Genomic DNA, 26,078 nt, shown 5'->3' with positions numbered 1-26,078 from the left:
GGATTCTTGGCTGCTACCTGTGGCGAGCTGTGAAAACGGTCAAAGTCAGGAGTCGTGGCCCCCGGGATCGATCAGCTCGTTGAACTCGGCGACGCTGTGTACGCCGTCGATATAGCCGAACGTGCCCTCTTCCAGCACTTCGCGGGCGGCACGCACGGCGGCGGTCAGGCCGGCGCGGCAAAACGACGTGCCCGTCGACACCCGGCGCACCCCGAGTTCCCGGAGTTCGGCCAGCGTGAAGCGGGTCGCCCCGATGCCGGCGACATAGTTGAAGGGTTTGGCCACGCTGCCGCAGGCCAGGCGCAGCGCGGCGGCGTCGGGAAGCCCCGGGGCGTAGAGCACATCGGCGCCCGCGGCCTCGAATGCCTGCAGCCGGGCCAGCGTGTCGTCGAGGTCGGGGCGACCGCGGATGAAGTTGTCCGAGCGCGCGGTCAGGGTGAACGGATAGGGCAGCGCCCGCGCGGCCTCGACGGCGGCCTGAATTCGCTCCACCGCCAGCGCACGGGAGAAGACCGGGTCGTCGGGCCGGTAGGTCGCGTCTTCGATCGAGGCCCCGGCCAGGCCGATCTCGCCGGCGAGGCGCACCGTCTGTGCCACCGTCTCGGGCGATTCACCGAAGCCGTTCTCCAGATCCGCCGTCACCGGCAGGGGCGTTGCCTCGACGATCGTGCGCACGTGCGCGAGCGTCTCGTCCCGGTCGACCGCGCCGTCACCGTCGCGCCGTCCCAGCGAGAACGCCAGGCCGGCGCTGGTCGTCGCCAGCGCCTGAAATCCGAGGTTGGCGAAGAGCCGGGCGGTGCCGATGTCCCAGGGATTCGGCAGGACGAGGATCTCGTCGCCGTCGTGCAGCCGGTGGAATTGTTCGCCGCGCCGGGTTTGCTCGGAGGTATCCATCGCCCCGGTCTACCACGGGCCACCGACACTGACCGCTCAGGCGAATACGATCAGCGGGATTGCCATTTCGGCGTCGGTGGCCCCGCCGTGAAAACCGATGAGGCGGGCCGCTTCCGGTGGCTCGTGCGCGGTGGCCAGCACGGCCCAGTCGCCCTCGCACACGACGACGACGTCGCCGATGCGCGGCAGGAACCGGGGGTCGACCGGCCCGAACATTCCGCTGCTCACCGCCTGGTCGCGGCCGTAGACGCCGGCCCGCCCGCGCAGCAGCTCGCTCCACGCGTCCTGCACGTCGGCCGCGGCACCCGGCTCGGTGTGCAGGTAGCGCACCCGCGGCTCGCCGGCCACCACGCGGACCCCGGCGCTCAGCCGCGGATCGGCGTCGAGGTCGATGCGCGACTGGGGCGGGACGTTGAGGCCGCCGTGGTCGGCCGTGACCAGTAGGGCGGTGTTCCGGGGCAACGCGTCGACCAGGCGGACCAGCAGCGCATCGACTCGGGCGGCCGCCTCATGCCACTGCGGCGACCCGATCCCGAATAGGTGCGCAGCGGTGTCCAGGTCGGCGATGTAGCAGTAGACCAGGCCCGGCGCCGCGTGCAGCTCGTCGATGACGTGCCGGCCGTAGTCGCCGCCGGGGTCGGCAGGGCGGAAGTCGGCGCCGCGGTACGCCGCGTCGGTCAACCCGCTGCCCATGAAGTACGCGGGCAGCACCGCGCGCGTGGCGATGCCGTGGCGCGTGAGCCGCTCGAACCAGGTTGGCAGCGGCTGCCATTCGGCGGGCGGCGGATCGTCGCGCCACTGGATGTGGGTGAGCACCCGGTCGGTGCCGGGGACGTTGAGGGTGAAACCCAGGATGCCGTGCTCGCCGGGCCGCACGCCGGTGGCCAGTGAAACCAGGCTGCTGGGCGTCGTCGACGGGAAGGTGCAGGCGAGCTCGGTCAGCCGGCCGGCGTTCCCGGCGACCACGGCGGCCAGCAGCGGCGCGCTGCCCGCCAGCTCCGGCAGCAGGTGCCAGCCCAACCCGTCGACCAGGAAGACCGCGACGCGATCAACCTGTCCGGCAACCGATTCCGTCAAGCCCAGGGTGTCGACCGCGTCCGGAACCTCCAGCAGCGCGGCAGCCGACGGCAGCACGTCGCACAGGGAACCGGGCACGGGCCCATTCTGGCACGACTAGACGTGCGCCAGCCGTTGGCTGGTTATCCGCAGTTGCCGGTCTGTGCTGTCGGCGAGCGCGCGAACCTGCTCCGCCTTCAGCCGGCCACACAGCCTGCCCCAGTGCACCGCGACCTCGTCGCCGGTGGCCACGTCGGGCACCGCGCTGTAGCCGTCGGCCCACACCTCGAGTTCCCGTGGCGTGGGTTCGGACAACGCCAGCGCCTGGCCGTCCCAGGTGAGCCGTTGACACAGCACCTCAATGTCGTCACGGTCGCGGGAAATGACTGTGCCCCAGGTGATTCGGCAGTTGTCCAACACGCCGAGCGGATGTTCGTCCATGCCTCGGCCGAGAAACCTTGTCCACGGGTACACACCGAACACGTGGAAGCAATGATTGCCCGCCGCCTCGGAGGCCAGGTCGGCCGTGAGGTGGGACCAGTACCGGCCCGCTTGCGCGCCGATGATCTCCAGCAACGCTTCGAAGAAGTCCCGCGGATCGATGTCTGCGCCGATACCACCCCCGAGCCAATACGATTCGACGAGGCGGTAATCGAGCGGGTCGACGATACCGGTCAGCGCGGACAGCACGCGCAGATACGGCCAGGCCCCGGAAAATCCCGTTGCCGCGCTGCGCACCTCGTCGGCGGAGCCGTCTCGCAGGGTGGCGCCCAACGGCGGCCCGCAGTAGCCCAGCGCGTTGGGCGCATACGCGTAGCGCGCGAACATGTCGACGCCCGGATCGGTCAAGTGCGCCCCACCAGCTTGGCGGCGTCGCGGTGCATCCGGCCGAAGTTGTAGTAGGCCGCGCAGGCCCCCTCGGGGGACACCATGCACGTTCCGATCGGGGTTTCCGGTGTGCAGGCGGTGCCGAAAACCTTGCATTCCCAAGGCTTGAGCACGCCCTTGAGCACCTCACCGCACTGACATGCCTTGGGATCGGCGACGCGCACGCCGGGCATGGCGAAGCGCAGCTCTGCGTCGAATTCCGCGAAGTCGTCGTGCAGTCGCAGCGCGCTTTGCGAGATGAACCCGAGGCCACGCCATTCGAAATGCGGGCGCAGCGCGAACACTTTGCCCATCAGCGCCAGCGCGGCCGGGTTCCCGTTTTCCGGCACCACCCGCCTGTACTGGTTCTCCACCTCGCAGCGGCCCTCGCGGATCTGGCGCAACAGCATCGCGACCGCTGCCAGGATGTCCAGCGGTTCGAATCCGGCTACTACCAACGGCTTTCGGTATACCTGCGGCACGAACCGGTACGGCCGGTTGCCGACCACTGTCGAGACGTGCCCGGGCCCGATGAAACCCGACAGTCGCAGATCGGGTGACTCCAGGATCGCCTTGATCGGCGGCACGATCGTGACGTGATTGCAGAACACGCTGAAATTGGTCAGGCCTAGCTCACGCGCCCGCACCAACGTGACAGCCGTCGACGGCGCGGTGGTCTCGAAACCGATGGCGAAGAACACGACGTGCTGGTCCGGTTTATCGACGGCGATTTTCAGCGCGTCCAGCGGCGAGTAGACGAAGCGCACGTCGGCGCCGCGCGCCTTGGCGTCCAACAAGCTTCCGTTCGAACCGGGCACCCGCATCATGTCGCCGAAGCAGGTGAAGATCACGTCGGGCTGGGCGGCCAGCCACATCGCGTCGTCGATGCGCCCCATCGGAATGACGCAGACAGGGCAGCCGGGTCCGTGCACCAGTTCGACGTTGTCGGGCAGCAGGTGCTCGATGCCGTGCCGGTAGATGGTGTGGGTGTGCCCGCCGCACACCTCCATGAACTTGAACTGTTCGGCGTCCGCACCGGCCAGGTGCTCGATGGCGACCATGAGTTTGCGTGCCGCCGCCGGGTCGCGGAATTCGTCAACGAATTTCATTGCGGTTCCTCACTGTCAGCCGATTGAAGTCGAGTCGAAGGCGGCCATTTCCGTGGCGTAGGCATCGCCGAGTTTCTTGATCGCGGCCAGGGTGAGCAGCGCCTCGGTCTCGTCGATCTTGGCCATCGCGAACCCGACGTGGACCAGCACCCATTCGTCGGGCCCGGGCAGGTCGCCTTCCAGCAGGCGCACGCTGATCGTGCGCTGTACACCGCTGACGTCGACCTTCGCCAAATAGTTGGCAGGATCGGTGATCTGGACGATCCGGCCCGGGATTCCAAGACACATGTCAGCTCCTTTCAGTGACGACCCGCCGCGCCCGGCTTCGTCACGCTTGCGATCGCCACGTCCTTTCTCAGCAGATCCGGGGCAGCGGGTCGCCGACCAGCATGTCGACCATCCGGGTGCCACCGAATCCGGTTCGCAGCACGACGCTTTCCGCCGGTTCGGTGACGATCTCGCCGACTTCGGCGGCGTCGACGCCCAGCGGGTGCGACCGCAGCGCGGCCAGCCCGGCCTCGGCCTCCTCGGGTGCGACGACGGCGACGAACTTGCCTTCGTTGGCGACGTACAGCGGGTCGATGCCGAGCAACTCACACGCCCCGTTGACCATGGGCTGCACGGGCAATCGCTGTTCGTCGAGCACCACGCCCAGCCCGCAGGCCTGGGCCAGCTCGTTGCACACGGTGCCGACCCCGCCCCGGGTCGCGTCGCGCAGCCAGCGCGTGGACGGCGCGGCCGTTAGCAGCAGTTCCACCAGGGGGCTCAAACACGCGGTGTCGGAGTGGATATCGGCCTCGATCGCCAGATCGCCGCGGGCGAGCATGACGGCCATGCCGTGATCACCCATCGAACCGGACAGCAGGAGTTTGTCGCCGGTGCGCACCGAGTCCGCCGACAGCGCGCGCCCCGCGGGAATCACACCGGCCCCTGTGGTCGTCACGAACATGCCGTCGGCGGCGCCCTTGGGCACCACCTTGGTGTCGCCGGTCACGACGTGCACATCCGCCTCGGCCGCCGCGTCGGCCATGTCAGCGACCACCTCCTTCAATTCGGCGATCGCGAAGCCCTCCTCGAGCACGAACGCCGCCGAAATCCACGCGGGCACCGCGCCGGCCATCGCCAGGTCGTTGCAGGTTCCGTGGATGGCCAGCCGGCCGATGGAGCCGCCGGGAAAACGCCTGGGCTGCACCACAAATGAATCGGTGGACATCGCGATGCGCTCGCCGCCGGGCAACGTCAGCACCGCGCTGTCACCGAGGGACTCCAGCGCCGGGTTGCGGAACGCCTCCATGAACACCGCGTCCACCAATGCGGCCGAGGCCTTCCCGCCGGCGCCGTGCGCCAGGGTCACGTGGTCGTCGAGCAGCCGGGGCCGGCGCCTGCGGAACGACTCGATCCGTTCGATCACTTTGCCTTCCGCGAAGCGCGGTCCCGAGGACAGGTAGTCACCCGCGTTCATGCGGCCCCCAAACTTTGATCGCCGGAGTGCACGGTCAACCACAGCTGATAGCCCAGCAGCGCCTGGGATTCCTGAATCCTGTGCACACTTTGCGAACGAACGACGAAGCAGGCGTCCACATTCGGGTTGGCGGCGAATGCGCCGCCGTCATAACCCGCGAAACCGACGGTGTACAGGCCGCGTTGGCGCGCCTCGGCCAGCGCGGCCAGCAGGTTGGGCGAATTACCACTGGTCGACATCGCGATCGCGATGTCGCCGGCCTGCGCGCGGGCGATCAACTGACGGGCGAACACCAACTCGAACCCGACGTCGTTGCCCAGCGCGGTGACGATCGCCTGATCCGCGGTCAGCGACCACGCCGGTAGCGGCTTGCCGATCGGCGGGCGGGCGAACAGCCCCGCCAGCGTGGTGGAATCGGTGCAGCTACCGCCGTTTCCGAAGGTGAACAGGCGCCCGCCCGTCGCGAAGCGGCGCGCCATCTCGGCACCGGCCCGGTGCAACAGGTCGGCGTTCGCCTGCAGCGTCGAGCGCCGCAGCGCGAAGCTTTCGGTCGCCTTGGCCCGCGCCGAGGCGGCCAGGTCGGCCAGCAGCGAGGCGGAATCGTCTTCCTCGGCGTCGATGAACGGGTACAGGAAGTTGGTCGGTTCGTCGTGGCTCATCCCGCGCCGTCCTCGTCGTGAACGTGGCTGATCGCCGTCCCGGCGTGGACCAACACCAGCTCGCCGGCCGCAACCGGGTCGATCAGGGTCGTCACCACGTCCTCAATCCCGCGCGCGGTGCGCACCTCGGCGTGCCCGCCGGCCGAGGCGGCCACCACCTCGCCCAGGCGCCCCTCGTCACTGCAGGTGACGCAAACCGACGCGGCGGCTTCGGGTTTGAGCAGCCCCGAATGCTCGAAGCAGACATGGGTGAGCTCCCACAGCAGGTGATAGAACAACACGAAGCCACCCGTCGCCGGGACTCGCGGATCGGGATCGTCGAGCCACAGCACGTGGTCGGCCATTCCGGCCGCGGGCCGCGGGCCGCTGCCGATCCAGATCGTGGTCGCCCCCCAGGCCGGGGCGCGCCGCATCACCGAGCGCACCGTCGTGTTGTTCGCGCCGGCAACGGCCACCACAATGTCGCCGGGCCGCACCGATATCCGAACCACATCGACCAGGTCCGGGCCGGTCAGCGCCACCGCGGGCAGTGCCCGCTTTCCCATGATCACCGGATGCACGAACTCGACCGCGATGTGCAGCGCGTGCGGTTCGGCCGACGGCGCGATGGACCACATGGTGGCGCCCGCGGCGAATCGCTTGGCCAAGGTGAATGCGGCGGCGGCCAAGTCGTCGGCCAGCTCGGCGCTCAGACCCCGGTCGATCGCGGTAGCGGCGGTCACGGCTGCCCCTCCTCGAGCGCGGTGAGTATCGAGATCGCCGCCTGACCCAGCGCCAGGCCGCCGTCGTTCGGCGGTACCGTGTGGTGTGTGAGCACCTCGAACCCGTTGTACTGCAACAGATCACGGCATAGACGCAGTAGCATCGCGTTCTGGAACACGCCGCCGGTAAGGCCCACTAGCCGAACCGCACCGGCCACCCGGGAAACCACCTCGGCGACGGCGATCGCGACCGACCGGTGGAACGCGGCCGCCAGCGTCGCGGCCGGGGTGCCGGCGTAGAGCGCCCACACCATCGTCTGGATCATGGTCACCGGGTCGATCACCCCGTCGGCCCGCACCGTCAACGGCAGCGACGGCAACAGCCGATGGGGTGTGGCCGACTCGGCCAGCGCCTCGAGTTCGATCGCGGCCTGGCCCTCGTAGTCGATGCGGTGCCGAACCCCCAGCAGCGAGGCGACGGCATCGAACAGGCGGCCCATGCTCGAGCACGGCACGCATCCGGTGCCGCTCTCCAACTGCGAACGGATGAGCCGCAATTCGTCCGGCGTTGCCGCGCCGACCGGAGAAAGCTCGGGTACCCACTCGATATCCGCCATCCACAATTGGGACAGCGCCATCCGCCACGGGTTTCGTACGGCGGTGTCGCCGCCCGGCAAGGGGACCGGTAGCAGGTGGCCGGCCCGCACGAAACGGTGACTGTCGCGCCCCAGCCTGAGGATCTCGCCGCCCCAGATCGTCTGGTCGCGGCCGTAACCGGTGCCGTCGAAGGCGATTCCGACGATGGGTTCGCCGAGGCGCCCATGCTCGGCAAGCAGCGACACCACGTGCGCGTGGTGGTGCTGGATCAGATCCAGTGGCCGATCGCCGGCGTGCCGCTCCGCCCAATTCCTGGTGTGATACCCGGGGTGCAGGTCGGCGGCCAATCGTGATGGCCGACTCCGGATTTCGCTGAGCTGGCCGACCGCGCGCTCGAACGCCCGCAGCGTCGCGACGGTCGCCATGTCCCCGATGTGCCCGGACAGGTAGGCGCGCGAGCCGTCTGTGAGGCAGAACGTGTTCTTGAGTTCCCCGCCCACCGCCAACACCGCCGGGCCGGCGTATCCGAGATCGACCGGTAGGGGCGCATAGCCGCGGGATCGCCGGATGGGCAGCTCACGGGCCCCGTCCCGGTCCCGGATGACCCGCACCACGGAGTCGTCACACGGCACGTGGATCGGCCGATTGTGATCGAGGATGGCGTCGCACAGCTCGGGCAGCCGCTGCTGCGCATCGTCGTCGGTGAAGCAGAGGGGTTCGTCGGAGCGGTTGGCGCTGGTCAAAACCAAGGCATCGGGCGCGGGTTCGTCGGTACCGGGCACGGGCGCCAGCAGCAGGTGATGGATGGGGGAGTACGGCAGCATCAGGCCGAGCAGCGGGCTGCCGGGTGCCACGGCGCCGGCGACCGGCGCGTCGGTGCGCCGCCGCAGCAGCACGATGGGACGTGCGGAACTCGACAGAACTGCCGCCTCACTGTCGTCGATCCGGGCGTAGCGCCGCGCGACGCCGAGGTCGCGGACCAGCATGGCGAACGGCTTGGCGCCCCGCATCTTTCGTGCCCGCAGCGCTGTGACGGTGTCCTCGTCGTCGACGCGACAGGCCAGGTGGTAGCCGCCGATCCCCTTGATCGCGATCACCGCGCCCGCGGCCAGGGCGCGTTGGGTGGCCGCGAGGGCCGGGTCCGACCCGGCAAGGCACCCATCGGTCGGCGCCCAGAACGACAGCGACGGACCGCAATCCGGGCACGCTATCGGCTGCGCGTGGAACCGGCGATCGGACGGGTCGTGGTATTCGGCGGCGCAGCGCCCGCACATGGGGAACGCCGACATCGTGGTCGCCGGGCGGTCGTACGGCAATTCGCGGATGATGGTGAACCTCGGCCCGCAGTTGGTGCATGTGATGAACGGGTGCCGGTAACGCCGGTCCCGTGGATCGAACAGCTCGGCCACGCAGTCGTCGCACACCGCGATGTCCGGCGGGATGGGTGTTTTGGCGCCGGCGACCGTCTGGCTGCCTACGATGCGAAAGCCATTGCCGCAGAATCTATCCGCCGCGAGGTCGGTCACCGAGACGGCGGTGATCCGTGCCAGCGGTGGGGCATCGGCACGCAGCCGGCGATCGAATTCGAGCACGCTCGAGCGTTCGCCCTGGACCTCGAGAAAGACCGCCCCCGAATCGTTGCCGACGAATCCGGCCAGGCCGAGCTCGCTGGCGACGCGGTACACGAACGGGCGAAAGCCGACCCCCTGGACGACGCCGGTCACGGTGAAGCGCTGCCGGACCTGGGCGGGGCGTGGGTCCGGCACCGCAAACGAAGTGAGCATCAGGGGGGCCTCGGTCATGTCAGCCGCTCTCCGGATCGGCGCTGCCCCGGCCCATCAGCTGCAGGCCCGCCATCGCCTGCTCGGCCCCGGCCCGGTCCGTCTTCTCGACCACGAAGCCCATGTGGATGATTACCCAATCCCCGGGCGCGAACGTCTCTTCGGGCAGCATCCCGATGTTGACCTTGCGCTGCTCCCCGACGACATCGACCAGCGCCAGCTGGCCCTCGTAGCCGTCCAGCACCCTGACCACCTGACCGGGTATCCCTAGGCACATCGGTCAGCACTCCTCGGATATCGGCGCGCCGGACGTTTGCAGCGCCGCGACGATTTCCGCGACGGCTCGGGCGGCCCGCGGAACCGCCTCGGCGACCGGGACGGTGAGGCCGATGCCTTCTTCGACACTGCCGGCCTCACATCCGATGACCACCGTGTAGGGCGGCCTGCCGCCCAGCGCCCGCAGGCTGGCGAACACCGCGGCCGGATCCATGCTGTGGCCATCCAGACCCAGTGCGGCCAAACCCGATTCAGGACCATCGTGGTCGGCCTGGAAGACGTGCAGCGTGCCCGGTCTGCCGCGACTGGGCACCGCGTCGACGAGGACCAGACCATCCCATTCGTCGAGCAGATCGTAGGCCAGGTGCATGCCACTGATCCCGTAGTCGGTCACGCGGACGCTCGAATCGCCGAGCGAGATCGCGGCGTTTCGGATTACCTCAGAACCGAATCCGTCGTCGCCGAGGAAGATGTTCCCGATCCCGGCGACCAGAATGCGCGTTGGCATCTTCAGTGTCCGAACTTGGTTACATCCGCCTCAATTTGAGGTATCGGCGGGCATCCGGTAGCGACACCACCCCCAGCACCATGCCCACCGCCACCACCAGGGCGATGAGGGCGACGAATATCCAACCCATGACTTCCATGTCGGACTCCTTTCAGGGATTTCTCGTGGGCTCCGCGGTCTGCAGCGGCTCGATCTCGTCGGGGGAGAAGTACAGGTAGCGGCCGTACCACTCGTGCAGATCGGCGGCCGGGTCATCGTCGACAACGACACCGACATGCTTGTTTCCCTCAACGTCCTCGTGCACCGACGTGACGTGGGCGGTCTTCCCCGCGACGAAGATGTCCTGGGCGTCCGCGTTGCGGGCGGGCCGCAGCCGTACCCTGCTGCCGCGCGCGATGCGAGCCCCGTTCACCAGCACCGCGTCGATTTCTGGCCGAACGGCATTGTCGGCCAACGGGTCCCACCACTCGACGCCTTCCGGAATTTCCGGGACCAGCCCCGCTGCCGAATGCGGATCCCGCAGCGCCCCGTGCAGGCGCGCCATCGCTTCGGGTGACATGCCGTCGCACTGGTCGATGAGCTGGGCGGCCCGCGGGTCGGTGGCCCGCGCCTGCGCCTTCTCTTCGTCCGTCATGGTCATCACACGCAGCGTCAGGATCTCGTCGATCTCGGTGCAGTCGTAGAGCGCGGTGTTGCTTTGTTCGGCGACCTCGGGATGGTCGTAGAGGATGATCGGCGATACCAGCAAGATGTCGTCGCTGCCCGGCGGGCCGGCCAGCACGGGAAAGCAGCGGTGGTGCTCACAACGCGTCGCCGCGTCGGCCGCGCCGGGCGGGGGGTCGAGTAGCGAGACGAATTGTCCACCAACGACTTCGGCGAGAACGTGGGTTCCGATCATGGACCGGGCGATCGCGTCCTGCTTGTCGGCCGCGGGGCCGCCGACGTTGCTGACCCGTATCGACACGCGGCACAGCTCGCCGTCAGGCTCGGTGTCCACGGTCAGTTCGCCTTGGACCCGCTGACGTTCCCGGACCAACCGCCCGCCCTCGACGGGCTCGACGTCGGTGGCGGCGTCCGCGACTATCGGGAGCGTGCGCTGACCATCGAGTGGGATTGGGCCAAAAGAGTTTTCGCAGTCGACCGCTTCGTCCCACGTCAGCCAGGCCCCGTTCGGGGTGGTGAGCTCGGCGACGGGTGTAAAGCCCTCGGCGAGTTCGCGCTGCGCGCTGCGGTGCTGCAACTGCAAAAATCGCACCACCAGTGTGATCGCCTGCGCGCCGTCGACCAGGAATTGCGCCGCCAGGGTGTCGTCTTCGCCGAGGCCGGCGTCGGCCGCCCCCGGTGGCCCCAGAACACCAAATTGCCAACGTGATTGGTTCTTGCTCGACGTCCCGCGATAGGGATACAACAGGTAGCCCTCGTAGAGCACCGCGTCGGCGACGAGGCGCGCCCGGTCCCAGCTGGACGTCATCTCGCCGCCTCCCGATCGGCGTCGAGCAGTGAGATGATCGCGTGGTCGAGGTCGAGCAGCCCGCGCGTCGATTTGTAGCCGGCCAGTGCGGTGATGGTGTCATGGTTCAGGCGCACCCAACCGGTGTTCGGATAGTGCTGCGTGATCAGGTCGCGCCAGACCGAGACCGGCATGTCGTAGTGGTGCTCGCAGTCCCAGGACACCTGCTGCACCGAGAATCCGCGTTCGGACTTGACGAATATGGTGCCGCTGAACAGGAATTGCAGCGGCAGTGCGCCGTCGCGCAGCGCGTGCAGGTACTTAGCCGCGGCGACCTCGAAGTCGTAGCTGCAGTCCAGCGGGAGCGCCACCGTGGTGGTACCCGTGAACCCGGGCACCAGCGCGGTGCAATGCTGCCAGAGAAAGGTGCGCTGCGTCGTCGCCCAGCGCTCGCGGGGCCCGAACAGATCGAGCAGCCCGGCCGCCTCGTCGTCGGAGTAGGACCGTCGCAGCGGTTCGATCCGGACCTGACACCGTAATGCGATGGCGTGCACCGGGTCGTCGGTACTGGCACCGACGCTCACGCGGGCGGTCAGCACCGGGCTGACGCTGTAGGGCTCGGGGGCCACGTCGACGACCGTGAAGGTCAGCTCCAGCTGGCGCTCGGTCATCGGGTCACCTCGCGCGACCGGGCGGCGACCTGCGCGAAGAAACTGTCGATGAAGTGCCGGGCCTCCTGGCCGCCGTCGAAGCCGCGCCACAGCATGCGCAGCCGTCCGACGAATTCGTAACAGGCGTCGATCGGCACGAGGTAGCTTTGCGGGTCGGCGAATTCGCCGCCTTCGGGGACCCGGACCAGCAACGCCTCCACGTCGTCGGCCAGCAGGGCGACCCGGGGGTCGTCGCCGCTGATCGCGGTCCACGCGTCCAGGTCGAGCTCGGATTCGCAGGCCCCGGCCGGGCCGGGGTAGAACGCCACGGTGCGGCCGAGCGCGGAGTTGGTGAAGAAGAAGGCAACCCCCACCGGTATCTGCAGCGCTTCCCATGCGCGGCGGTCCAGCGCGAAATTTGGGAACACCAGATAGCGGTCCGGCACCGCCCGGTAGCGCAGTTCGGCGGCGCTATCGGTGAACAGCAGATAACACCCGCGGCACACGCACATCAGCTGGCGGCCTGCCACATTCACGACGTGCTGATGCTCGTCGGCGATCGACTCAGCGCACATTTCGCACCGCTCACCGGCCGGCTCGGGAGCCGTCCGATTGCTGGTGATGCCGACCAGCACGTCATACGGGCTCGTCATGCGCCGGCACCCATCGGTTCCGGCAACGCGACCGACGGCACCCCATCGCGCAGCAGCAGTGGCAGCGGCTCGAGGTGGGTGCCGCCGGGCCCGGCCCCGGCGCGCACGACGTCGAACTGGGTGCCGCAGCGGGGGCAGCCCAGCAGCGTCTCACGCAGTCGCGCGCCCGCCAGCGAGTCGTCACACACCGGGCAATGGTCGCGATAGGCCAGCGGCAGGTCGCCGACCCGGCACACCAGCAGCGCCGTGCCCGAAATCAGGAACCCCGCGACCTCGCCCGGCTCCAACGCCGCCAGGTCGGGCACCGGATGCCAAGTTGAGCCGCTCGAATGGTTGTCGCCATTCGAATGCACATGCGCCAGAAGCGATTCGGTGGGGATCACGTCGGCGGCCGGCTGCGCCGCGACCGCCTCGATGGCGCAGACCTCGGGCGCGGCGGCCCGCACCGCGTCTTCCACGGCCAGCTCCAGCGTCACGGCCGACGAGGGGCAGCTCTTGCAGCTTCCCTGGAATGCGAGGCGCACCGTGGCCCCTCCCTGCTGGAAGACGACGTCCAGCAGCTCGACATCGCCGCCGTGCGAGCCCAGATACGGCCGCACCCGGTCGAGTGCGTCGGCTACGCGGCGCCGGGTGTCGTGTGGGTGCAGCCCGTGCACCAAGAGCAGGCTGGCCAACAGGTCGTCGGTGGCCAGCCGCTCCGCCAGGCCGGGGGTGTCGGCGGAAAGCGCCATGATCCGTTGCAGCCCGGCCCCGTACAGCTCGACCACCTCCCGGACCAGCCGCTGCGCGCGCTCGTGTGCGGCCGGCCCGCCCGCCGCGCACGAGTCCAGCAGCGTCTGGATCCGATCGCCCGCGGTGCGCCACTGCGTCTCGCTGTCGGGGGTCTCCGGGCGATCCGCCATGGCTCACTCCCCGGCGGGTGACTGCGTGGGAGTGTGCACTCTCTGTAGCGTCTTGCCGTTCCCCAGATACATGTGCACGCCGCAGGGCAGGCATGGATCGAAGCTGCGGACGGTGCGCATGATGTCGATGCCCTTGAAGTTCTCCCGGCTGTTCTCCTCGAAGATCGGTTGGCCCTGCACCGCATCCTCGTAGGGCCCCGGCGTGCCAAAGCTGTCCCGCGGGTTGGCATTCCACGGTGTGGGCGGGTAGGGGTGGTAGTTGGCGATCTTGCCGTCCCGAATCACCATGTGGTGACTGAGCACGCCGCGTACCGCCTCGGTGAACCCACACCCGATGCCCTCGTCGGGCACCTCGAATTTCTCCCACGTCTTGGTGCGCCCGGCCCGGATCTCCTCGAGCGCCTTCTCGGCGAAATGCAGCGCGCACGCCGCCGCGTAGGCCTGGAAGTAGGTGCGTGCGCGATCGCGTTCGATCGTGTTGCTGCCGTACTTCGGGATCTGCCACTCGAATTCGACCGGGCCCTTCAGCGCGGTCTTGGGCAGGTTGATCTTGACGCTGCTGCCGGTGGCCTTGACGTAGCCGATGTCGACGAGGCCGGCCAGCGCGGTCGACCAGAGCCGGGCCAGCGGGCCTCCGCCGGTGTCGAGCGCCAAGTGGTCCTTGCCGTCGAACCAGCGTGGTGACATCACCCAGCTGTACTTGCCGCCCGCTTCCATGTCGCGTTTCTGCGGATGCGGATTGGTGTGCTGGTTCCACGGATGGCGCCGGTCCACGGCGTTGCCCAGCGGATCGGTCTTGACGAACATCTCCTGCTCGGTCCAGTCGTCGTAATACGAACTGCCCAAAAGGATCCGGATGCCGAGGTTGATGTCGACCAGTGAGTGGGTGACCAGCTTGCCGTCGACCACGACGCCCGGGGTCACGAACATCGCGTTGCCCCAGCGCTCCATGTCCTTGTACTCGAAGTTGCACACCTCGGGGTCCTGGAACGAACCCCAGCAGCCCAGCAGCGTCCGGCGCAGGCCGACCTTGTCGTAGCCGGGCAGCGCGTCGTAGAAGAAGTCGAACAGGTCGTCGTGCATGGGCACGACCTTCTTCATGAACTCGACGTAGCGCATCAGGCGTGTCATGTAGTCGGTCATCAGCTGGATGGTCGCGACGGTGCCGACCCCGCCGGGGTACAGCGTGGACGGGTGTACGTGGCGACCTTCCATGAGGCAGAACATCTCTCGCGTCCAGCGGCTGACCGCGAGCGCCTCGCGGTAGAACTCACCGCTGAATGGATTGAGCGAGCGCATGATGTCGGCGATGGTTTTATACCCGTGCGCGTCGGCGTGCGGTGCCGCGGTCTTCTCGGCCTGGGACAGCACGCTCGGGTTAGTCTCGGCGACCATCTTCTCGCAGAAGTCCACCCCGACCAGGTTCTCCTGAAAGATGTTGTGGTCGAACATGTATTCCGCGGCCTCGCCCAAATTGACGATCCATTCGCCGATGTGCGGCGGCTTGACGCCGTAGGCCATGTTCTGCGCATAGCAGGAACAGGTGGCGTGGTTGTCGCCGCAGATGCCGCAGATGCGGCTGGTGATGAAGTGGGCGTCGCGAGGGTCCTTGCCCTTCATGAAGATCGAATAGCCTCGGAAAATGGACGAGGTGCTATGGCACTCGACGACTTCCTTGTTCTCGAAATCGATCTTGGTGTAGATGCCGAGGCTACCCACGATCCGGGTGATCGGGTCCCACGCCATTTCGACGAGCTGGCCCGGCTCCCGCTTTTCCTGTGTCGGCTTGGGAATGATGGTTGTCATCGCAATTACTGCTCTCTGCCCCCCCGGGGCTGCTGTAGTGAAGGTCGTGAAAACGAAAGAAACGCGCCGCCACCTACCAGGTGCGTTTTGCTCCGGTGGTGAGTTGGCCGCCGTTGTGGCGCCAGCGCGGTTCCTTGTCCAGGGTGTGCTCGGTGATGTGCCGCAGGCCGCGGATCAGCGACCCGTACAGGCCCGACGCGGTGCTGGAGAGCTTGCCGCCCGGCGGCTCGTCCATGAACGGCATGAACTTGTCCGGGAAGCCCGGCATGGTGCATCCGATGCAGATGCCGCCGACGTTGGGGCAACCACCGATGCCGTTGATCCACCCACGCTTGGGCACGTTGCATTTGACGACCGGGCCCCAACAGCCAAGTTTCACAATGCATTTCGGCGACCCGTACTCGGTGGCGAAATCGCCCTCTTCGTAGTAGCCGGCCCGGTCGCACCCCTCGTGCACGGTCTTGCCGAACAACCATTGCGGGCGTAGCGCTTCGTCGAGCGGGATCATCGGCGCCTGACCGGTGGCCATGTAGAGCAGGTAGGTCAGCGTCTCCGCCATGTTGTCGGGATGGGCCGGGCAGCCGGGGACGCAGACGATCGGGATGCCGGCCTTGCTCTTCCAGTCCCAACCCAGGTAGTCGGGAACCCCCATCGCCCCGGTCGGGTTGCCGGCCATCGCGTGAATGCCGCCGTAGGTGGCGCACGTCCCGACCGCGACGACCGCCGTGGCCTTCGGCGTGAGCCGGTCGAGCCACTCGCTGGTGGTCATCGGCTGCCCGGTGGCCGGGTCGTTGCCGAACCCGCACCAGTAGCCTTCGTCCTTGATCTTTTCGTTGGGGATCGACCCCTCGACGACCAGCACGAATGGTTCCAGCTCGCCGCGATCGGCTTTGAAGAACCATTCCAGAAAATCGTCGGCCCCACCGGTGGGGCCGCACTCGAAGTCGATCAGCGGCCAGTGGACCGCGACCTTGGGGAGACCGGGAAGAGCTCCCAGCGCGATTTCCTCGACGGTGGGTTGGGTGGCGGCAGTCAAGGCCACCGAATCACCGTCACAACTTAGACCTGCATTGATCCACAGAACGTGGATCAAGGTTTCTTCTGCTTTGACTGCTGCTTCTGTCGGCATGCCGCAGCTTCCCGGGGCCGGGCTGGGGCCCCTGCACTGCCGGAGTCGACCCTCGGCCCACTTGCACAGCGCTGTTTTCAGGCCTACTCCGGCCCTCAAGCGTTGTCAACGGTTCTCCCTGCTCGGGCAACCAAACAAATGTTTCGCATCTATTTTCGGACGTTTTTTCGCTGTACGGCAAGAAGTTTCGGCTAACCAATGAGACTGGCTAAGCAGTCCGCGAAGCGTGCCCTCAGGATGGCCGGTCGTCGACGAATCGTCGTAGCCAGCCGAACCATGCGCCCATCCCGTCGCCCGTGCGCGCGCTCACCGGCAGGATCGTCGCGGTCGCGTTGACCTCCCGGACATGCGCGACGTAGCTGTCCACGTCGACATCGAGATGGGGAACCAGGTCAATCTTGTTGAGCAAGACCACGTCCACCGATCGAAACATCACCGGATACTTCAGCGGCTTGTCCTCGCCCTCGGTGACGGAGTAGACCATCGCCTTGGCGTGCTCGCCGACGTCGAACTCCGCCGGACAGACCAGGTTCCCGACGTTTTCGATGACCACCAGGTCCAGGCCGGGCAGGTCGAGGCCCGGCAGCGCGCGACTGACCATGGGCGCGTCGAGGTGGCATTCACCGCCAAACCCGTTGCTGGTGTTCAGCAGTGACACCTGGGCGCCGCGACCGCTGAGTTTGGCCGCATCGAGGTCGGTGGCGATGTCGCCCTCGATCACCCCGATCGCGAGCTCGCCGGCCAGCTCGTCCAGCGTCGCAGCCAACACCGTCGTCTTGCCCGAGCCCGGTGAGCTCATCAGGTTGACGGCGCGAATTCCGTTGCTTTCGAATGCCGCGCGATTAGCGGCGGCCAGGACGTCGTTCTCGGCGAAGATCGCCTCCAGCACGTCGATTCGCTGCTTGCCGGTCTCGTAGCGACTGTGATCGCCGTGCTCGCGCTCATGCTCGTGTGGGAGGTGATCGTGCTCGTGTGTGTGCACGGTGCCGTCGTCGTGCCGATGAAATCTACCCATCGCTCAACACCTTTCGGCGCGGCGCCTGACGGCGCCACGGGCCCCTTCTCACGAGACATCCAGTGACGTGACCGAGAATTCGTTGCCGTGCAGCACCTCGACGTCGGAGCTGTCGCACCGGGGGCACCAGATCGACCACGCCGAGGTGATCTCCGAACTCCGTCCGCAGGCGCGGCAACGCACCTCGGCGCTGACGCATTCGAGCTCCAGTTCGGCGTCCGGCATGTCCTCGGAATCCCGCACGAGTGTCCAGCAGAACGACAGCGAATCCGGCACCACCTGGCGCAGCGCGCCGATCTGGACGCGCACCACGTCCACGTGCCGGCCCTCGGCATGTGTCTTGACCACCCCGGCGATCGCCTCGCAGAGCGACAACTCATGCATCGTCGGTCACCGGCGTCGGGCTGGAGCCCATGAAATCGTTTCTACACCCGCGCGGCCGCAGCGAATAGCGCAATGACTGCGCCGGCAGTCAGCTGGCGCCCTCGGCCGGCGCCCACTTCTCTTCGATGCGGCCAAACCGCCACACCAGCAGCGCGACCGCCCAGGTGACCACGAACAGGCCGACGACGGCGAAGCCGAGGGTGTTCAGGTCCAGCCCGCCGAGCCAATTCCAGAACGGCCCCTGCCAGCCGAGCTGGCCCGCGAACAGGTCGAGCAGCTCGACGCTGCCGATCAGCAGCGCGACCGCGACCGACAGCCCGGTGATGGTGATGTTGTAGTAGATCTTGCGCACTGGACTGGAAAACGCCCAGCCGTACGCGAAATTCATGAAGGAGCCGTCGATGGTGTCCAGCAGGCACATGCCGGCGGTGAACAGCACGGGCAGGCACAGGATGGCGTACCACGGCAGCCCGGCCGCGGCGCTGGTGCCGGCCAGGACCAGCAGCGCGATCTCGGTGGCAGTGTCGAAGCCCAGGCCGAACAACAGGCCGATCGGGTAGATGTGCCAGGACCGGGTGATCGACTTGGTGAAGCGGCCGAGCGCCCGGTTGAGCAGCCCGCGATTGTTCAGGTGCCCTTCCAGCTCGGCGGCCCAGGTTTCGGAGTCGTACTCGCCGCGGCGCAACCGCATGAACATCCGCAGGATCCCGACTAGGACAACGACGTTGAGGATCGCGATCACATAGAGGAATACGCCCGACACGCTGGTGCCGATCAGCCCCGTGTAGTGATGCAGGGCCGACGAGTCGTCCTCGACGGGACCGATGATCGCCTTGACCCCGGTGGCCAGCAGCAGGGCCAGTGCGAACACCACCGTCGAATGGCCCAGCGAGAAGAAGAAGCCGACCGCCAGCGGGCGCTGGCCGTCGGTCATCAATTTGCGGGTGGTGTTGTCGATGGCGGCGATGTGGTCGGCGTCGAAGGCGTGCCGCAGGCCCAGCGTGTAGGCCGTCACCCCGATCCCGATCCCAAATGCCTTGCCGCCCAGGCTGAGCCGGGCGGGGTCCACGATGCACAACAGGGTGCCCCAGCCGATCACGTGCAGGGCCACGATGATTGCCGTCATCAATCCCAGCCGTCGCCACTCCGGCGGCGTCAGGGCGCCGCGCAAGGTGGGCCACCACGACGACCGCCGGGCGGACTCACTGCGAAGCATCACGGTCCTTCCGGGGATGGGCAGACAGCGACGACTGTAGGTTTTCGCGCGCGCTGAATGCAAGTCGATTGCAAGAAAGATCGCGCGCTCGCTGGCAATCCCGGGTGTCGGGCGCGACACTGAACACGTGACATCGAACCCGTCGGCCCTGGATCCCGCGGTCACCGAGCGTATCGGTGCCTTCCTGCGGGCCCGTGGGCTGCGCCGGACGGCGTCACGGATCCAGGTGCTCGCGGTGTTGGAGCCGGTCAACGGGCACCTGGCGGTGGCGGAGATCCACGGGCGGGTGCGCGCGTGCCTGCTCGAGGGCGCGCAGCCGCCCGACGTGGCGACCATCTACCGCACGGTGACCACCCTGGTCGATCAGGGGGTGCTGCACGCGCTGACCCTCGACGACGGCGTCACCACCTACGGGCTGGCCACCGCCCCGCATCACCACGCGGTGTGCACGCAGTGCGCCTCGATCATCGAGGTGCCCGCCCGACGGTTGTCCACCGCGCTCGAGCACGCGATGGCGGGCAGTTCGTTTTCGCTGTCCGACCGGGCCGGCCTGACGCTGCGCGGCCTGTGCCCGCAGTGCCAGTCACGACAAACCCAGTAGCGCGTTCTCGATCACCTCGGGCAGGGCCGGGTGGATCCAGTACTGGCCGCGGGCCATTTCCGGCACGGTCAGCCCGAAGCTCATCGCCTGGATCAGCGGCTGGATGATCGACGACGCCTGATGGCCCATGATGTGCGCGCCGAGCAGGCGACCGGTGCCGCGCTCGGCGATGAGCTTCACGATGCCGGTGGTGTCCTCCATCGCCCAGCCGTAGGCGACGTCTCCGTAGTCCTGAATCTTCACCGAGATCTTGAAACCCGCTGCGATGGCCTCGTTTTCGGTCAATCCGACGGAAGCGATCTGGGGATCGGTGAACACCGCCGACGGAACGTAGCGATGGTCGGCGGCAACCATCGCGTCGGTGTCGTCCCAGTCGCACAGCAGGTTGTGGCGCACCACGCGCGCCTCGTGGTTGGCCACGTGCTTGAGCTGATACGCCGAGGAGACATCGCCGAGCGCGAAAACCCCACGCGCTGAGGTTCTTTGGTATTCGTCGACCGCCGCCCGGCCGTCCTCGACGGTAATGCCTGCCTGCTCGAGGTCGAGCTGGTCGGCGTTGGACACCCGGCCGGTGGCCACCAGCAGCGCGTCGGCGTGCACGGTGTGGCCGTTGTCGAGCTGCACCGAAACACCCGAGTCCTGATTCTCCGCGCCCACGACATTGCAGTGGGTGTGCAGTTCCCATTTGCTCGACGCGATGCGGGTAAAGCGTTTGCACAGCACGTCATCGCAGTGCCGCAGCATGGCCGAGCCGCGGACCACCAGGGTCACCCGCGTGCCCAGCGACGAGAAGATGTGGGCGAATTCGGCCGCGACGAAACCGCCCCCGACTATCACCAGATGCTCCGGCAGTTCCGGGATGCGCATGACCGTGTCGCTGGTGTAGTACTGCGCGCCGCACTCGAGGATCGCCGAGGGAACCACGGCCCGCGCGCCGGCCGCGATCACCACCTGGCCTGCGGTGAATTCGTCGCCGGCATCGGTGCGCAGCAGGTAGCGGCCATCGGCTTGGACCGGTCCGAAGCGGGTGTGCTGCTTGTACACATCGATGTTGGGCGCGGAGCTCCGGTAGTCCTCACCGCTGACACCGATCGGATCGATGCGCCCGAACACGCGCGAGACGATGTCGTCCCAGCGCACGCGGTCGATGTGCGCGTCGACGCCGAACCGCGCCGCCTCCCGGACCGTCTGGGCGACCTCGGCGGCGTAGACGAACATCTTCGTCGGGATGCAGCCGACGTTGAGGCAGGTGCCGCCGAACGTGCCCTGCTCACAGATCGCCACCCGCTTGTCGGCGAAGCGGCCGTCGAGAATGCTATTGCCCGAACCGGTTCCGATGATCGCGACGTCGTAGGTCTCCACGCTCGTCACCCCTGCCCGAAGGATGCCGAGGCGTCGCTGTTGTTGCTGCGCAGGTAGCCGTCCAGCCAGCGATCCAATTCCCGGTAGGCGGCCTCGCGCGGTCCCTGCAGCGACAGGAACACATCGTGTTTGGCGTCGGCCACCGGAACGACGGCGGTGCGGTTGCCGATGCAGCCGGACCACCGGGCGATCTGGGTTACGTCGAGCACCGCGTCGCCGCTGTGCATGGTCGACGGATCGGTGAGGCGGCGCAGGCTGTGATCCGAGCGCAGCAGCAGGTTGGGCACGCCCACGTCGAGGCCGCGGTGCAGCCGCCGCTGACCCCGGCGCACGGCGTGCAGCCAGCCGAACGTGATGGGGAAGCCGCCCAACGGTTTCCACGCCAGGTTGTAGTCGAACTCCCCGTCGAAGTCGCGGTGCAGCGTGTTGCCGTAGCCGCCCTTGCTCGACGGCCGCAGCACGCCCCTGGAGCGCACCCGCGACAGCCCGCCGATCATCGCGGTGGTCAGCGGCAGGCGCACGATCGCCGGGCCGTGCAGATCCAGGAAGGGGCTGTTGAGCACCAGGCCGCCGACCGCCGCGTGGGCCCGCGGGCGTTGCCTGCGCAGCCGGTCCAGCCACAGCGACACGATGAGCCCGCCGGCGGAATGGCCGTACACCAAGACGTTGACCGGGTGGCCGGGGCGGGCCCGCTCGCCGATGATGGCCAGGGCGCGTTCCAGCTCCGCGTCGTACTGGGCCAGGTCGCTGATGAAGTGCGGGGTCTGGCCGTCGCGCCGCGACCGGCCGCACTTCTGCAAGTCCAGCGCGTAGAAGTCGAAACCGCGATCGGCGAAGTGGTCGGCCAGCGCGGTGTTGAAGAAGTAGTCGGTGTAGCCGTGCACCGCCAGGACGGCGTGGCCGGCGCTGGCCTCGCTGCCGCGCCGTATCAGCGTTGCGACGATGTCGCCCTCGCCGGCGGGATCGAGGCCGAGCGGAATCGTGCACTGCCAGTAGCCAGGCAGGACGTCGGGCACCCAGCCAGTCACGAGGCCAGCTTATAGCTTTTGCTGGAGCGGGCGGCACAGGTCGGCGGTCAGGTCGCTCGCGATAACCTGGGACCGGCATCCCAGCCAAGGAGAGGACCAACGACCCGGTGTCAGACGTAGGGACCGCGCGCGTCGACGTCGTGCTGGTGGGCGCGGGCATCATGAGCGCCACCCTGGGTGCGTTGCTGTGTCTGCTCGAGCCGGACTGGTCGATCACGATCATCGAACGGCTGGACGCCGTCGGCGCCGAGAGCAGCGGCCCGTGGAACAACGCCGGCACCGGCCACTCCGCGCTGTGCGAGTTGAACTACACCCCGCAGCGCGCCGACGGCTCGATCGACATCACCAAGGCGGTGACGATCAACGAGCAGTTCCAGGTGACCCGGCAGTTCTGGGCCTACGCGCTCGCACGCGGCGTCCTGACCGACCGCGGCTTCGTCAACCCCGTTCCGCACGTGAGCTTCGTACAGGGCGCGCGGCGCGTCGACTACCTGCGGCGCCGGCGCGCGGCGCTGGCCGGCAACCCGTTGTTCGAGCGCACCGAATTCATCGACGACCCGGACGAATTCGCCCGGCGGCTACCGCTCATGGCGGCCGGGCGCGACTTCTCCGAGCCGATCGCGCTCAACTGGGCCGCCGACGGCACCGACGTCGACTTCGGTTCGCTGTCCAAGCAACTCGTCGACTTTTGCGTGCGGACCGGCGCGACGATGCTGTTCGGCCACGACGTCCGCAACGCGACCCGGCAATCCGACGGCAGCTGGACCCTGGCGATCCGCGACCGCCGAACCGGCGAAAAGCGTTCGCTGAACACCAAATTCGTATTCCTCGGGGCCGGCGGCGACACGCTGCCGCTGCTGCAGCGCTCCGGCATCAAGGAGGCCAAGGGCTTCGCCGGTTTCCCGATCGGCGGCCGGTTCCTGCGCGCCGACGCCCCGGCGCTGACGGCCGCGCACCGGGCCAAGGTGTACGGCGTTCCCGCGCCCGGGGCCCCGCCGCTGGGCGCGTTGCATCTGGATCTGCGGTTCGTCGATGGCAAGTCGTGGCTGGTGTTCGGGCCCTACGCCGGCTGGTCGCCCAAATTCCTGAAGCACGGCCGCGTCAGCGATCTGCCCCGATCCATCAGGGGAGACAATGTGCTGTCCATGCTGGGCGTCGGGCTCACGGAGCTGACGCTGGTGAACTATCTGATCGGCCAGCTGCGGCTCACGCATGCCGACCGGGTGCGCGCGCTGCGCGAATTCGCGCCCGGCGCGGTCGATTCGGACTGGCAGCTGACGACGGCGGGCCAGCGCGTGCAGGTGATTCGCCGGGACAGGCGCAGGGGCGGGGTGCTCGAATTCGGCACCACCGTGGTGGGTTCGGCCGACGGCAGCACCGCGGGCATGCTCGGCGGCTCGCCGGGGGCCTCGACTGCGGTCCCGATCATGCTCGACGTGTTGCAGCGATGTTTTTCCAATCGGTACCAGTCGTGGTTACCCATGCTCAAAGAGATGGTTCCATCGCTGGGCGCCAAGTTGTCCGATGAGCCGGCGCTATTCGACGAGGTGTGGTCATGGGGTTCGAAGATGTTGAAGTTAGGCGTGTCATGACGCGCGCCGTCGACGATGCAGAACGTAGTGATGAGGAGGAGCGGTGCCGATGACGGAGGCCCTGCGCCGCGCGTGGGCCCAGGATCTCGACGTGCCAACGCTTTACGAGCTGCTCAAGCTGCGGGTCGAGGTGTTCGTCGTCGAGCAGGCGATCCCGTACCCGGAGCTGGACGGGCGGGATCTGCTGCCCGAGACTCGGCACTTCTGGCTGGAAACGTCTGACGGCGAGGTGATCTGCACGCTGCGCCTGATGGAGGAGCACGCGGGGGGCCAAAAGGTGTTCCGGATCGGCCGGCTGTGCACCAAGCGCAGCGCGCGCGGGCAGGGGCACACCACCCGGCTGCTGCGCGCCGCGCTGGCCGAGGTGGGCGACTACCCGTGCCGCATCAACGCGCAAACGTATCTCGCCGACATGTACGCCCGGCACGGGTTCGTCCGCGACGGCGAGGATTTCGTCGACGACGGCGTCCCGCACGTCCCGATGCTGCGGCCCGGCTCCGGACTGGCGGCCAAGCCGTGAGGCCCTACCCGTTCAGCGCGATCGTCGGCCACGAGCAGCTGCGGCTCGCGCTGCTGCTGTGCGCGGTGCGCCCGGAGATCGGCGGGGCGCTGATCCGCGGCGAGAAGGGCACGGCCAAGTCGACGGCCGTGCGCGGCCTGGCCGCCCTGCTGGCGGCGGCGACCGGCGGCGGCAGCGCCGGGCTGGTCGAAATGCCTTTGGGTGCAACCGAAGACAGGGTGGTCGGATCGCTGGACCTGCAGCGGGTGCTGCGCGACGGCGAACACGCGTTCTCGCCGGGCCTGCTGGCCCGCGCGCACGGCGGCGTGCTCTACGTCGACGAGGTCAACCTGCTGCACGACCACCTGGTCGACGTGCTGCTCGACGCCGCGGCGATGGGCCGCGTGCACGTCGAACGCGACGGCATCTCGCATTCGCACGAGGCCCGCTTCGTGCTGATCGGCACGATGAATCCCGAGGAGGGCGAACTGCGCCCGCAGCTGCTGGACCGATTCGGTCTCACCGTCGACGTGCGCGCCTCGCGCGATGTCGACGTGCGGGTGGAGGTCATCCGGCAGCGGATGGCCTACGAGGCCGACCCGGACGGCTTCGCGACACGTTATGCCGCCGACGACGCCGAGCTGGCCAAGCGGATCGCCGCGGCCCGCGTGCTGGTCGACGACGTGGTGTTGCCGGACAACGAGTTACGGCGCATCGCCGCGCTGTGTGCGGCCTTCGACGTCGACGGCATGCGGGCGGATCTGGTGGTGGCCCGTACCGCGGCCGCGCACGCCGCGTGGCGCGGCGCCGGCACCGTCGAGGAGCAGGACATCCGGGTGGCGGCCGAACTGGCGCTGCCGCATCGCCGTCGCCGCGATCCGTTCGACGACCCGGGCATCGACCGCGACCAGCTGGACGCGGCGCTCGAGCAGGCCGGCGCATCGGACCCGGAGCCCGACCCGGATCCGGATCCGCCCGGCGGCGGGCAATCCGATGGCGAGACGGAATACGAACGACCGCAACAGAAATCGCAGGGAGCCCCGCCGACTGCGACGCGCCCCAGCGCGCCGCCGTCGAAGACCTTCCGCGCCCGGGCGCTGACCGTGCCGGGCGTCGGCGAGGGCGCGCCGGGCCGGCGCTCCCGGGCCCGCAACAGCTCCGGCAGCGTGGTGGCCGCCACCGACGGCGGCGAGCCCGGCCCCGGCGCGCACGGGCTGCACCTGTTCGCGACGCTGCTGTCGGCCGCCGGGCGCGCCGGAGCGGGGCCGCTGCGGCCCGGGCCGGACGACGTGCGCCGGGCCATTCGCGAAGGCCGCGAAGGCAATCTGGTGATCTTCGTCGTCGACGCGTCCGGATCGATGGCCGCGCGCGACCGGATGGCCGCCGTCAGCGGCGCCACGCTGTCGCTGCTGCGCGACGCCTATCAGCGCCGTGACAAGGTCGCGGTGATCACGTTCCGCGGGCAGGAGGCGCGGCTGCTGCTGCCGCCGACGTCGTCGGCGTATATCGCGGGCCGGCGGCTGGCCCGGTTCGACACCGGCGGCAAGACCCCGCTGGCCGAAGGATTGATGGCCGCGCGCGAGCTGATCGTGCGGGAGCGGGCGCGCGACCGGGCGCGCCGCCCGCTGGTCGTGGTGCTCACCGACGGTCGGGCCACCGCCGGGCCGGACCCGTTGGGCCGCAGCCGATTCGCGGCGGCCCGGCTGGTCGCCGAGGGTGCGGCCGCCGTGGTGGTGGACTGCGAAACGTCCTATGTGCGACTGGGCTTGGCTCCTCAGCTCGCCCGCCAGCTGGGTGCGCCCGTCGTCCGGCTCGAGCAGTTGCACGCCGACCAGCTGACGCACGCCGTGCGCAGCGTCGCCTGAGAAAAAGGTAACCGTC

The 26,078-nt window shown here is 68.4% G+C and carries 27 protein-coding genes; 4 read left to right on the top strand and 23 right to left on the bottom strand.

Annotated elements, in window-relative coordinates:
• Positions 1–45 precede the first annotated feature (45 nt).
• From MRAB57_RS26940 to nicT, 21 genes are all read right to left on the bottom strand, one after another.
• The gene (locus tag MRAB57_RS26940) at positions 46–894 is read right to left on the bottom strand and encodes an isocitrate lyase/PEP mutase family protein (protein ID WP_077090054.1); all 849 of its coding nucleotides are present in this window, start codon (positions 892–894) and stop codon (positions 46–48) included.
• A 36-nt stretch (positions 895–930) separates the two neighbouring features.
• Positions 931–2,049: an alkaline phosphatase family protein gene (locus MRAB57_RS26935; protein ID WP_077090053.1), complete on the bottom strand. Its 1,119-nt coding sequence runs from the start codon at positions 2,047–2,049 to the stop codon at positions 931–933.
• 18 nt (positions 2,050–2,067) lie between these two features.
• Complete coding sequence (locus tag MRAB57_RS26930) at positions 2,068–2,799, bottom strand: DUF6390 family protein (RefSeq protein ID WP_077090052.1); 732 nt, start codon at positions 2,797–2,799, stop codon at positions 2,068–2,070.
• Entirely contained in the window at positions 2,796–3,926 is a 1,131-nt protein-coding gene (gene hypD, locus MRAB57_RS26925; protein WP_077090051.1) for a hydrogenase formation protein HypD, read from the bottom strand. Before hypD ends, MRAB57_RS26930 begins: the two co-directional genes overlap by 4 nt.
• 15 nt (positions 3,927–3,941) lie before the next feature.
• Positions 3,942–4,214: a HypC/HybG/HupF family hydrogenase formation chaperone gene (locus MRAB57_RS26920; RefSeq protein ID WP_077090050.1), complete on the bottom strand. Its 273-nt coding sequence runs from the start codon at positions 4,212–4,214 to the stop codon at positions 3,942–3,944.
• 67 nt (positions 4,215–4,281) lie between these two features.
• The gene (hypE, locus tag MRAB57_RS26915) at positions 4,282–5,388 is read right to left on the bottom strand and encodes a hydrogenase expression/formation protein HypE (RefSeq protein ID WP_077090049.1); all 1,107 of its coding nucleotides are present in this window, start codon (positions 5,386–5,388) and stop codon (positions 4,282–4,284) included.
• On the bottom strand, positions 5,385–6,047 hold the full coding sequence (locus MRAB57_RS26910; protein WP_077090048.1) for a D-sedoheptulose-7-phosphate isomerase: 663 nt from the start codon (positions 6,045–6,047) through the stop codon (positions 5,385–5,387). The genes hypE and MRAB57_RS26910 overlap by 4 nt, the downstream gene beginning before the upstream one ends.
• Positions 6,044–6,769: a hydrogenase assembly protein HupF gene (locus tag MRAB57_RS26905; RefSeq protein WP_077090047.1), complete on the bottom strand. Its 726-nt coding sequence runs from the start codon at positions 6,767–6,769 to the stop codon at positions 6,044–6,046. The genes MRAB57_RS26910 and MRAB57_RS26905 overlap by 4 nt, the downstream gene beginning before the upstream one ends.
• Positions 6,766–9,147, bottom strand: a complete 2,382-nt coding sequence (gene hypF, locus MRAB57_RS26900) for a carbamoyltransferase HypF (protein ID WP_077090046.1) — start codon at positions 9,145–9,147, stop codon at positions 6,766–6,768. Before hypF ends, MRAB57_RS26905 begins: the two co-directional genes overlap by 4 nt.
• A 1-nt stretch (position 9,148) precedes the next feature.
• Positions 9,149–9,403, bottom strand: a complete 255-nt coding sequence (locus MRAB57_RS26895) for a HypC/HybG/HupF family hydrogenase formation chaperone (RefSeq protein WP_077090045.1) — start codon at positions 9,401–9,403, stop codon at positions 9,149–9,151.
• Between the two features lie 3 nt (positions 9,404–9,406).
• Complete coding sequence (locus MRAB57_RS26890) at positions 9,407–9,910, bottom strand: hydrogenase maturation protease (RefSeq protein WP_077090044.1); 504 nt, start codon at positions 9,908–9,910, stop codon at positions 9,407–9,409.
• 19 nt (positions 9,911–9,929) lie between these two features.
• The gene (locus tag MRAB57_RS29685) at positions 9,930–10,049 is read right to left on the bottom strand and encodes a DUF6893 family small protein (protein WP_425436791.1); all 120 of its coding nucleotides are present in this window, start codon (positions 10,047–10,049) and stop codon (positions 9,930–9,932) included.
• Positions 10,050–10,061: 12 nt separating this feature from the next.
• On the bottom strand, positions 10,062–11,381 hold the full coding sequence (locus tag MRAB57_RS26885) for a hypothetical protein (RefSeq protein WP_077090043.1): 1,320 nt from the start codon (positions 11,379–11,381) through the stop codon (positions 10,062–10,064).
• A complete protein-coding gene (locus MRAB57_RS26880) occupies positions 11,378–12,031 on the bottom strand; it encodes a DUF6084 family protein (protein ID WP_077090042.1) in 654 nt (217 codons plus the stop codon). The genes MRAB57_RS26885 and MRAB57_RS26880 overlap by 4 nt, the downstream gene beginning before the upstream one ends.
• A complete protein-coding gene (locus MRAB57_RS26875) occupies positions 12,028–12,663 on the bottom strand; it encodes a DUF5947 family protein (RefSeq protein WP_077090041.1) in 636 nt (211 codons plus the stop codon). The genes MRAB57_RS26880 and MRAB57_RS26875 overlap by 4 nt, the downstream gene beginning before the upstream one ends.
• Complete coding sequence (locus tag MRAB57_RS26870) at positions 12,660–13,565, bottom strand: NifU family protein (RefSeq protein WP_077090040.1); 906 nt, start codon at positions 13,563–13,565, stop codon at positions 12,660–12,662. Before MRAB57_RS26870 ends, MRAB57_RS26875 begins: the two co-directional genes overlap by 4 nt.
• A gap of 3 nt (positions 13,566–13,568) precedes the next feature.
• Positions 13,569–15,371 carry a nickel-dependent hydrogenase large subunit gene (locus MRAB57_RS26865; protein ID WP_077090039.1) on the bottom strand — a complete coding sequence of 601 codons (1,803 nt, stop codon included), beginning with the start codon at positions 15,369–15,371 and terminating at the stop codon, positions 13,569–13,571.
• A gap of 73 nt (positions 15,372–15,444) precedes the next feature.
• On the bottom strand, positions 15,445–16,500 hold the full coding sequence (locus tag MRAB57_RS26860) for an NADH-quinone oxidoreductase subunit B family protein (protein WP_077090038.1): 1,056 nt from the start codon (positions 16,498–16,500) through the stop codon (positions 15,445–15,447).
• A 232-nt stretch (positions 16,501–16,732) separates the two neighbouring features.
• Positions 16,733–17,515, bottom strand: coding sequence for a hydrogenase nickel incorporation protein HypB (hypB, locus tag MRAB57_RS26855; RefSeq protein WP_077090037.1), 783 nt, complete (start codon positions 17,513–17,515; stop codon positions 16,733–16,735).
• A 48-nt stretch (positions 17,516–17,563) separates the two neighbouring features.
• A complete protein-coding gene (locus MRAB57_RS26850; protein ID WP_077090036.1) occupies positions 17,564–17,899 on the bottom strand; it encodes a hydrogenase maturation nickel metallochaperone HypA in 336 nt (111 codons plus the stop codon).
• An 88-nt stretch (positions 17,900–17,987) separates the two neighbouring features.
• The gene (nicT, locus tag MRAB57_RS26845) at positions 17,988–19,115 is read right to left on the bottom strand and encodes a Nickel transporter NicT (RefSeq protein WP_077090035.1); all 1,128 of its coding nucleotides are present in this window, start codon (positions 19,113–19,115) and stop codon (positions 17,988–17,990) included.
• Positions 19,116–19,242: 127 nt separating this feature from the next.
• Between nicT and MRAB57_RS26840 the strand changes: the two genes are divergently transcribed.
• A complete protein-coding gene (locus MRAB57_RS26840) occupies positions 19,243–19,716 on the top strand; it encodes a Fur family transcriptional regulator (RefSeq protein ID WP_077090034.1) in 474 nt (157 codons plus the stop codon).
• Here MRAB57_RS26840 and mtr read toward each other — a convergent pair.
• Both mtr and MRAB57_RS26830 read right to left on the bottom strand, forming a co-directional pair.
• On the bottom strand, positions 19,699–21,078 hold the full coding sequence (gene mtr / locus MRAB57_RS26835) for a mycothione reductase (protein ID WP_077090898.1): 1,380 nt from the start codon (positions 21,076–21,078) through the stop codon (positions 19,699–19,701). The genes MRAB57_RS26840 and mtr overlap by 18 nt on opposite strands.
• Before the next feature lie 5 nt (positions 21,079–21,083).
• Entirely contained in the window at positions 21,084–22,106 is a 1,023-nt protein-coding gene (locus MRAB57_RS26830) for an alpha/beta hydrolase (protein ID WP_077090033.1), read from the bottom strand.
• A gap of 107 nt (positions 22,107–22,213) precedes the next feature.
• On the opposite strand from MRAB57_RS26830, the gene mqo reads away from it, so the two are divergent.
• From mqo to MRAB57_RS26815, 3 genes are read left to right on the top strand one after another with little or no spacing between them, the layout of a single operon-like run.
• Positions 22,214–23,698: a malate dehydrogenase (quinone) gene (mqo, locus tag MRAB57_RS26825; protein ID WP_077090032.1), complete on the top strand. Its 1,485-nt coding sequence runs from the start codon at positions 22,214–22,216 to the stop codon at positions 23,696–23,698.
• A 49-nt stretch (positions 23,699–23,747) separates the two neighbouring features.
• Entirely contained in the window at positions 23,748–24,218 is a 471-nt protein-coding gene (locus MRAB57_RS26820) for a GNAT family N-acetyltransferase (RefSeq protein WP_077090897.1), read from the top strand.
• Positions 24,215–26,062, top strand: a complete 1,848-nt coding sequence (locus tag MRAB57_RS26815) for a magnesium chelatase subunit D family protein (RefSeq protein ID WP_077090031.1) — start codon at positions 24,215–24,217, stop codon at positions 26,060–26,062. Before MRAB57_RS26820 ends, MRAB57_RS26815 begins: the two co-directional genes overlap by 4 nt.
• Positions 26,063–26,078: the final 16 nt, after the last annotated feature.

The organism is Mycobacterium rhizamassiliense (assembly GCF_900157375.1).
Taxonomy (GTDB): Bacteria; Actinomycetota; Actinomycetes; order Mycobacteriales; family Mycobacteriaceae; genus Mycobacterium; species Mycobacterium rhizamassiliense.
This window is presented reverse-complemented; position numbering and strand designations above follow the sequence as displayed.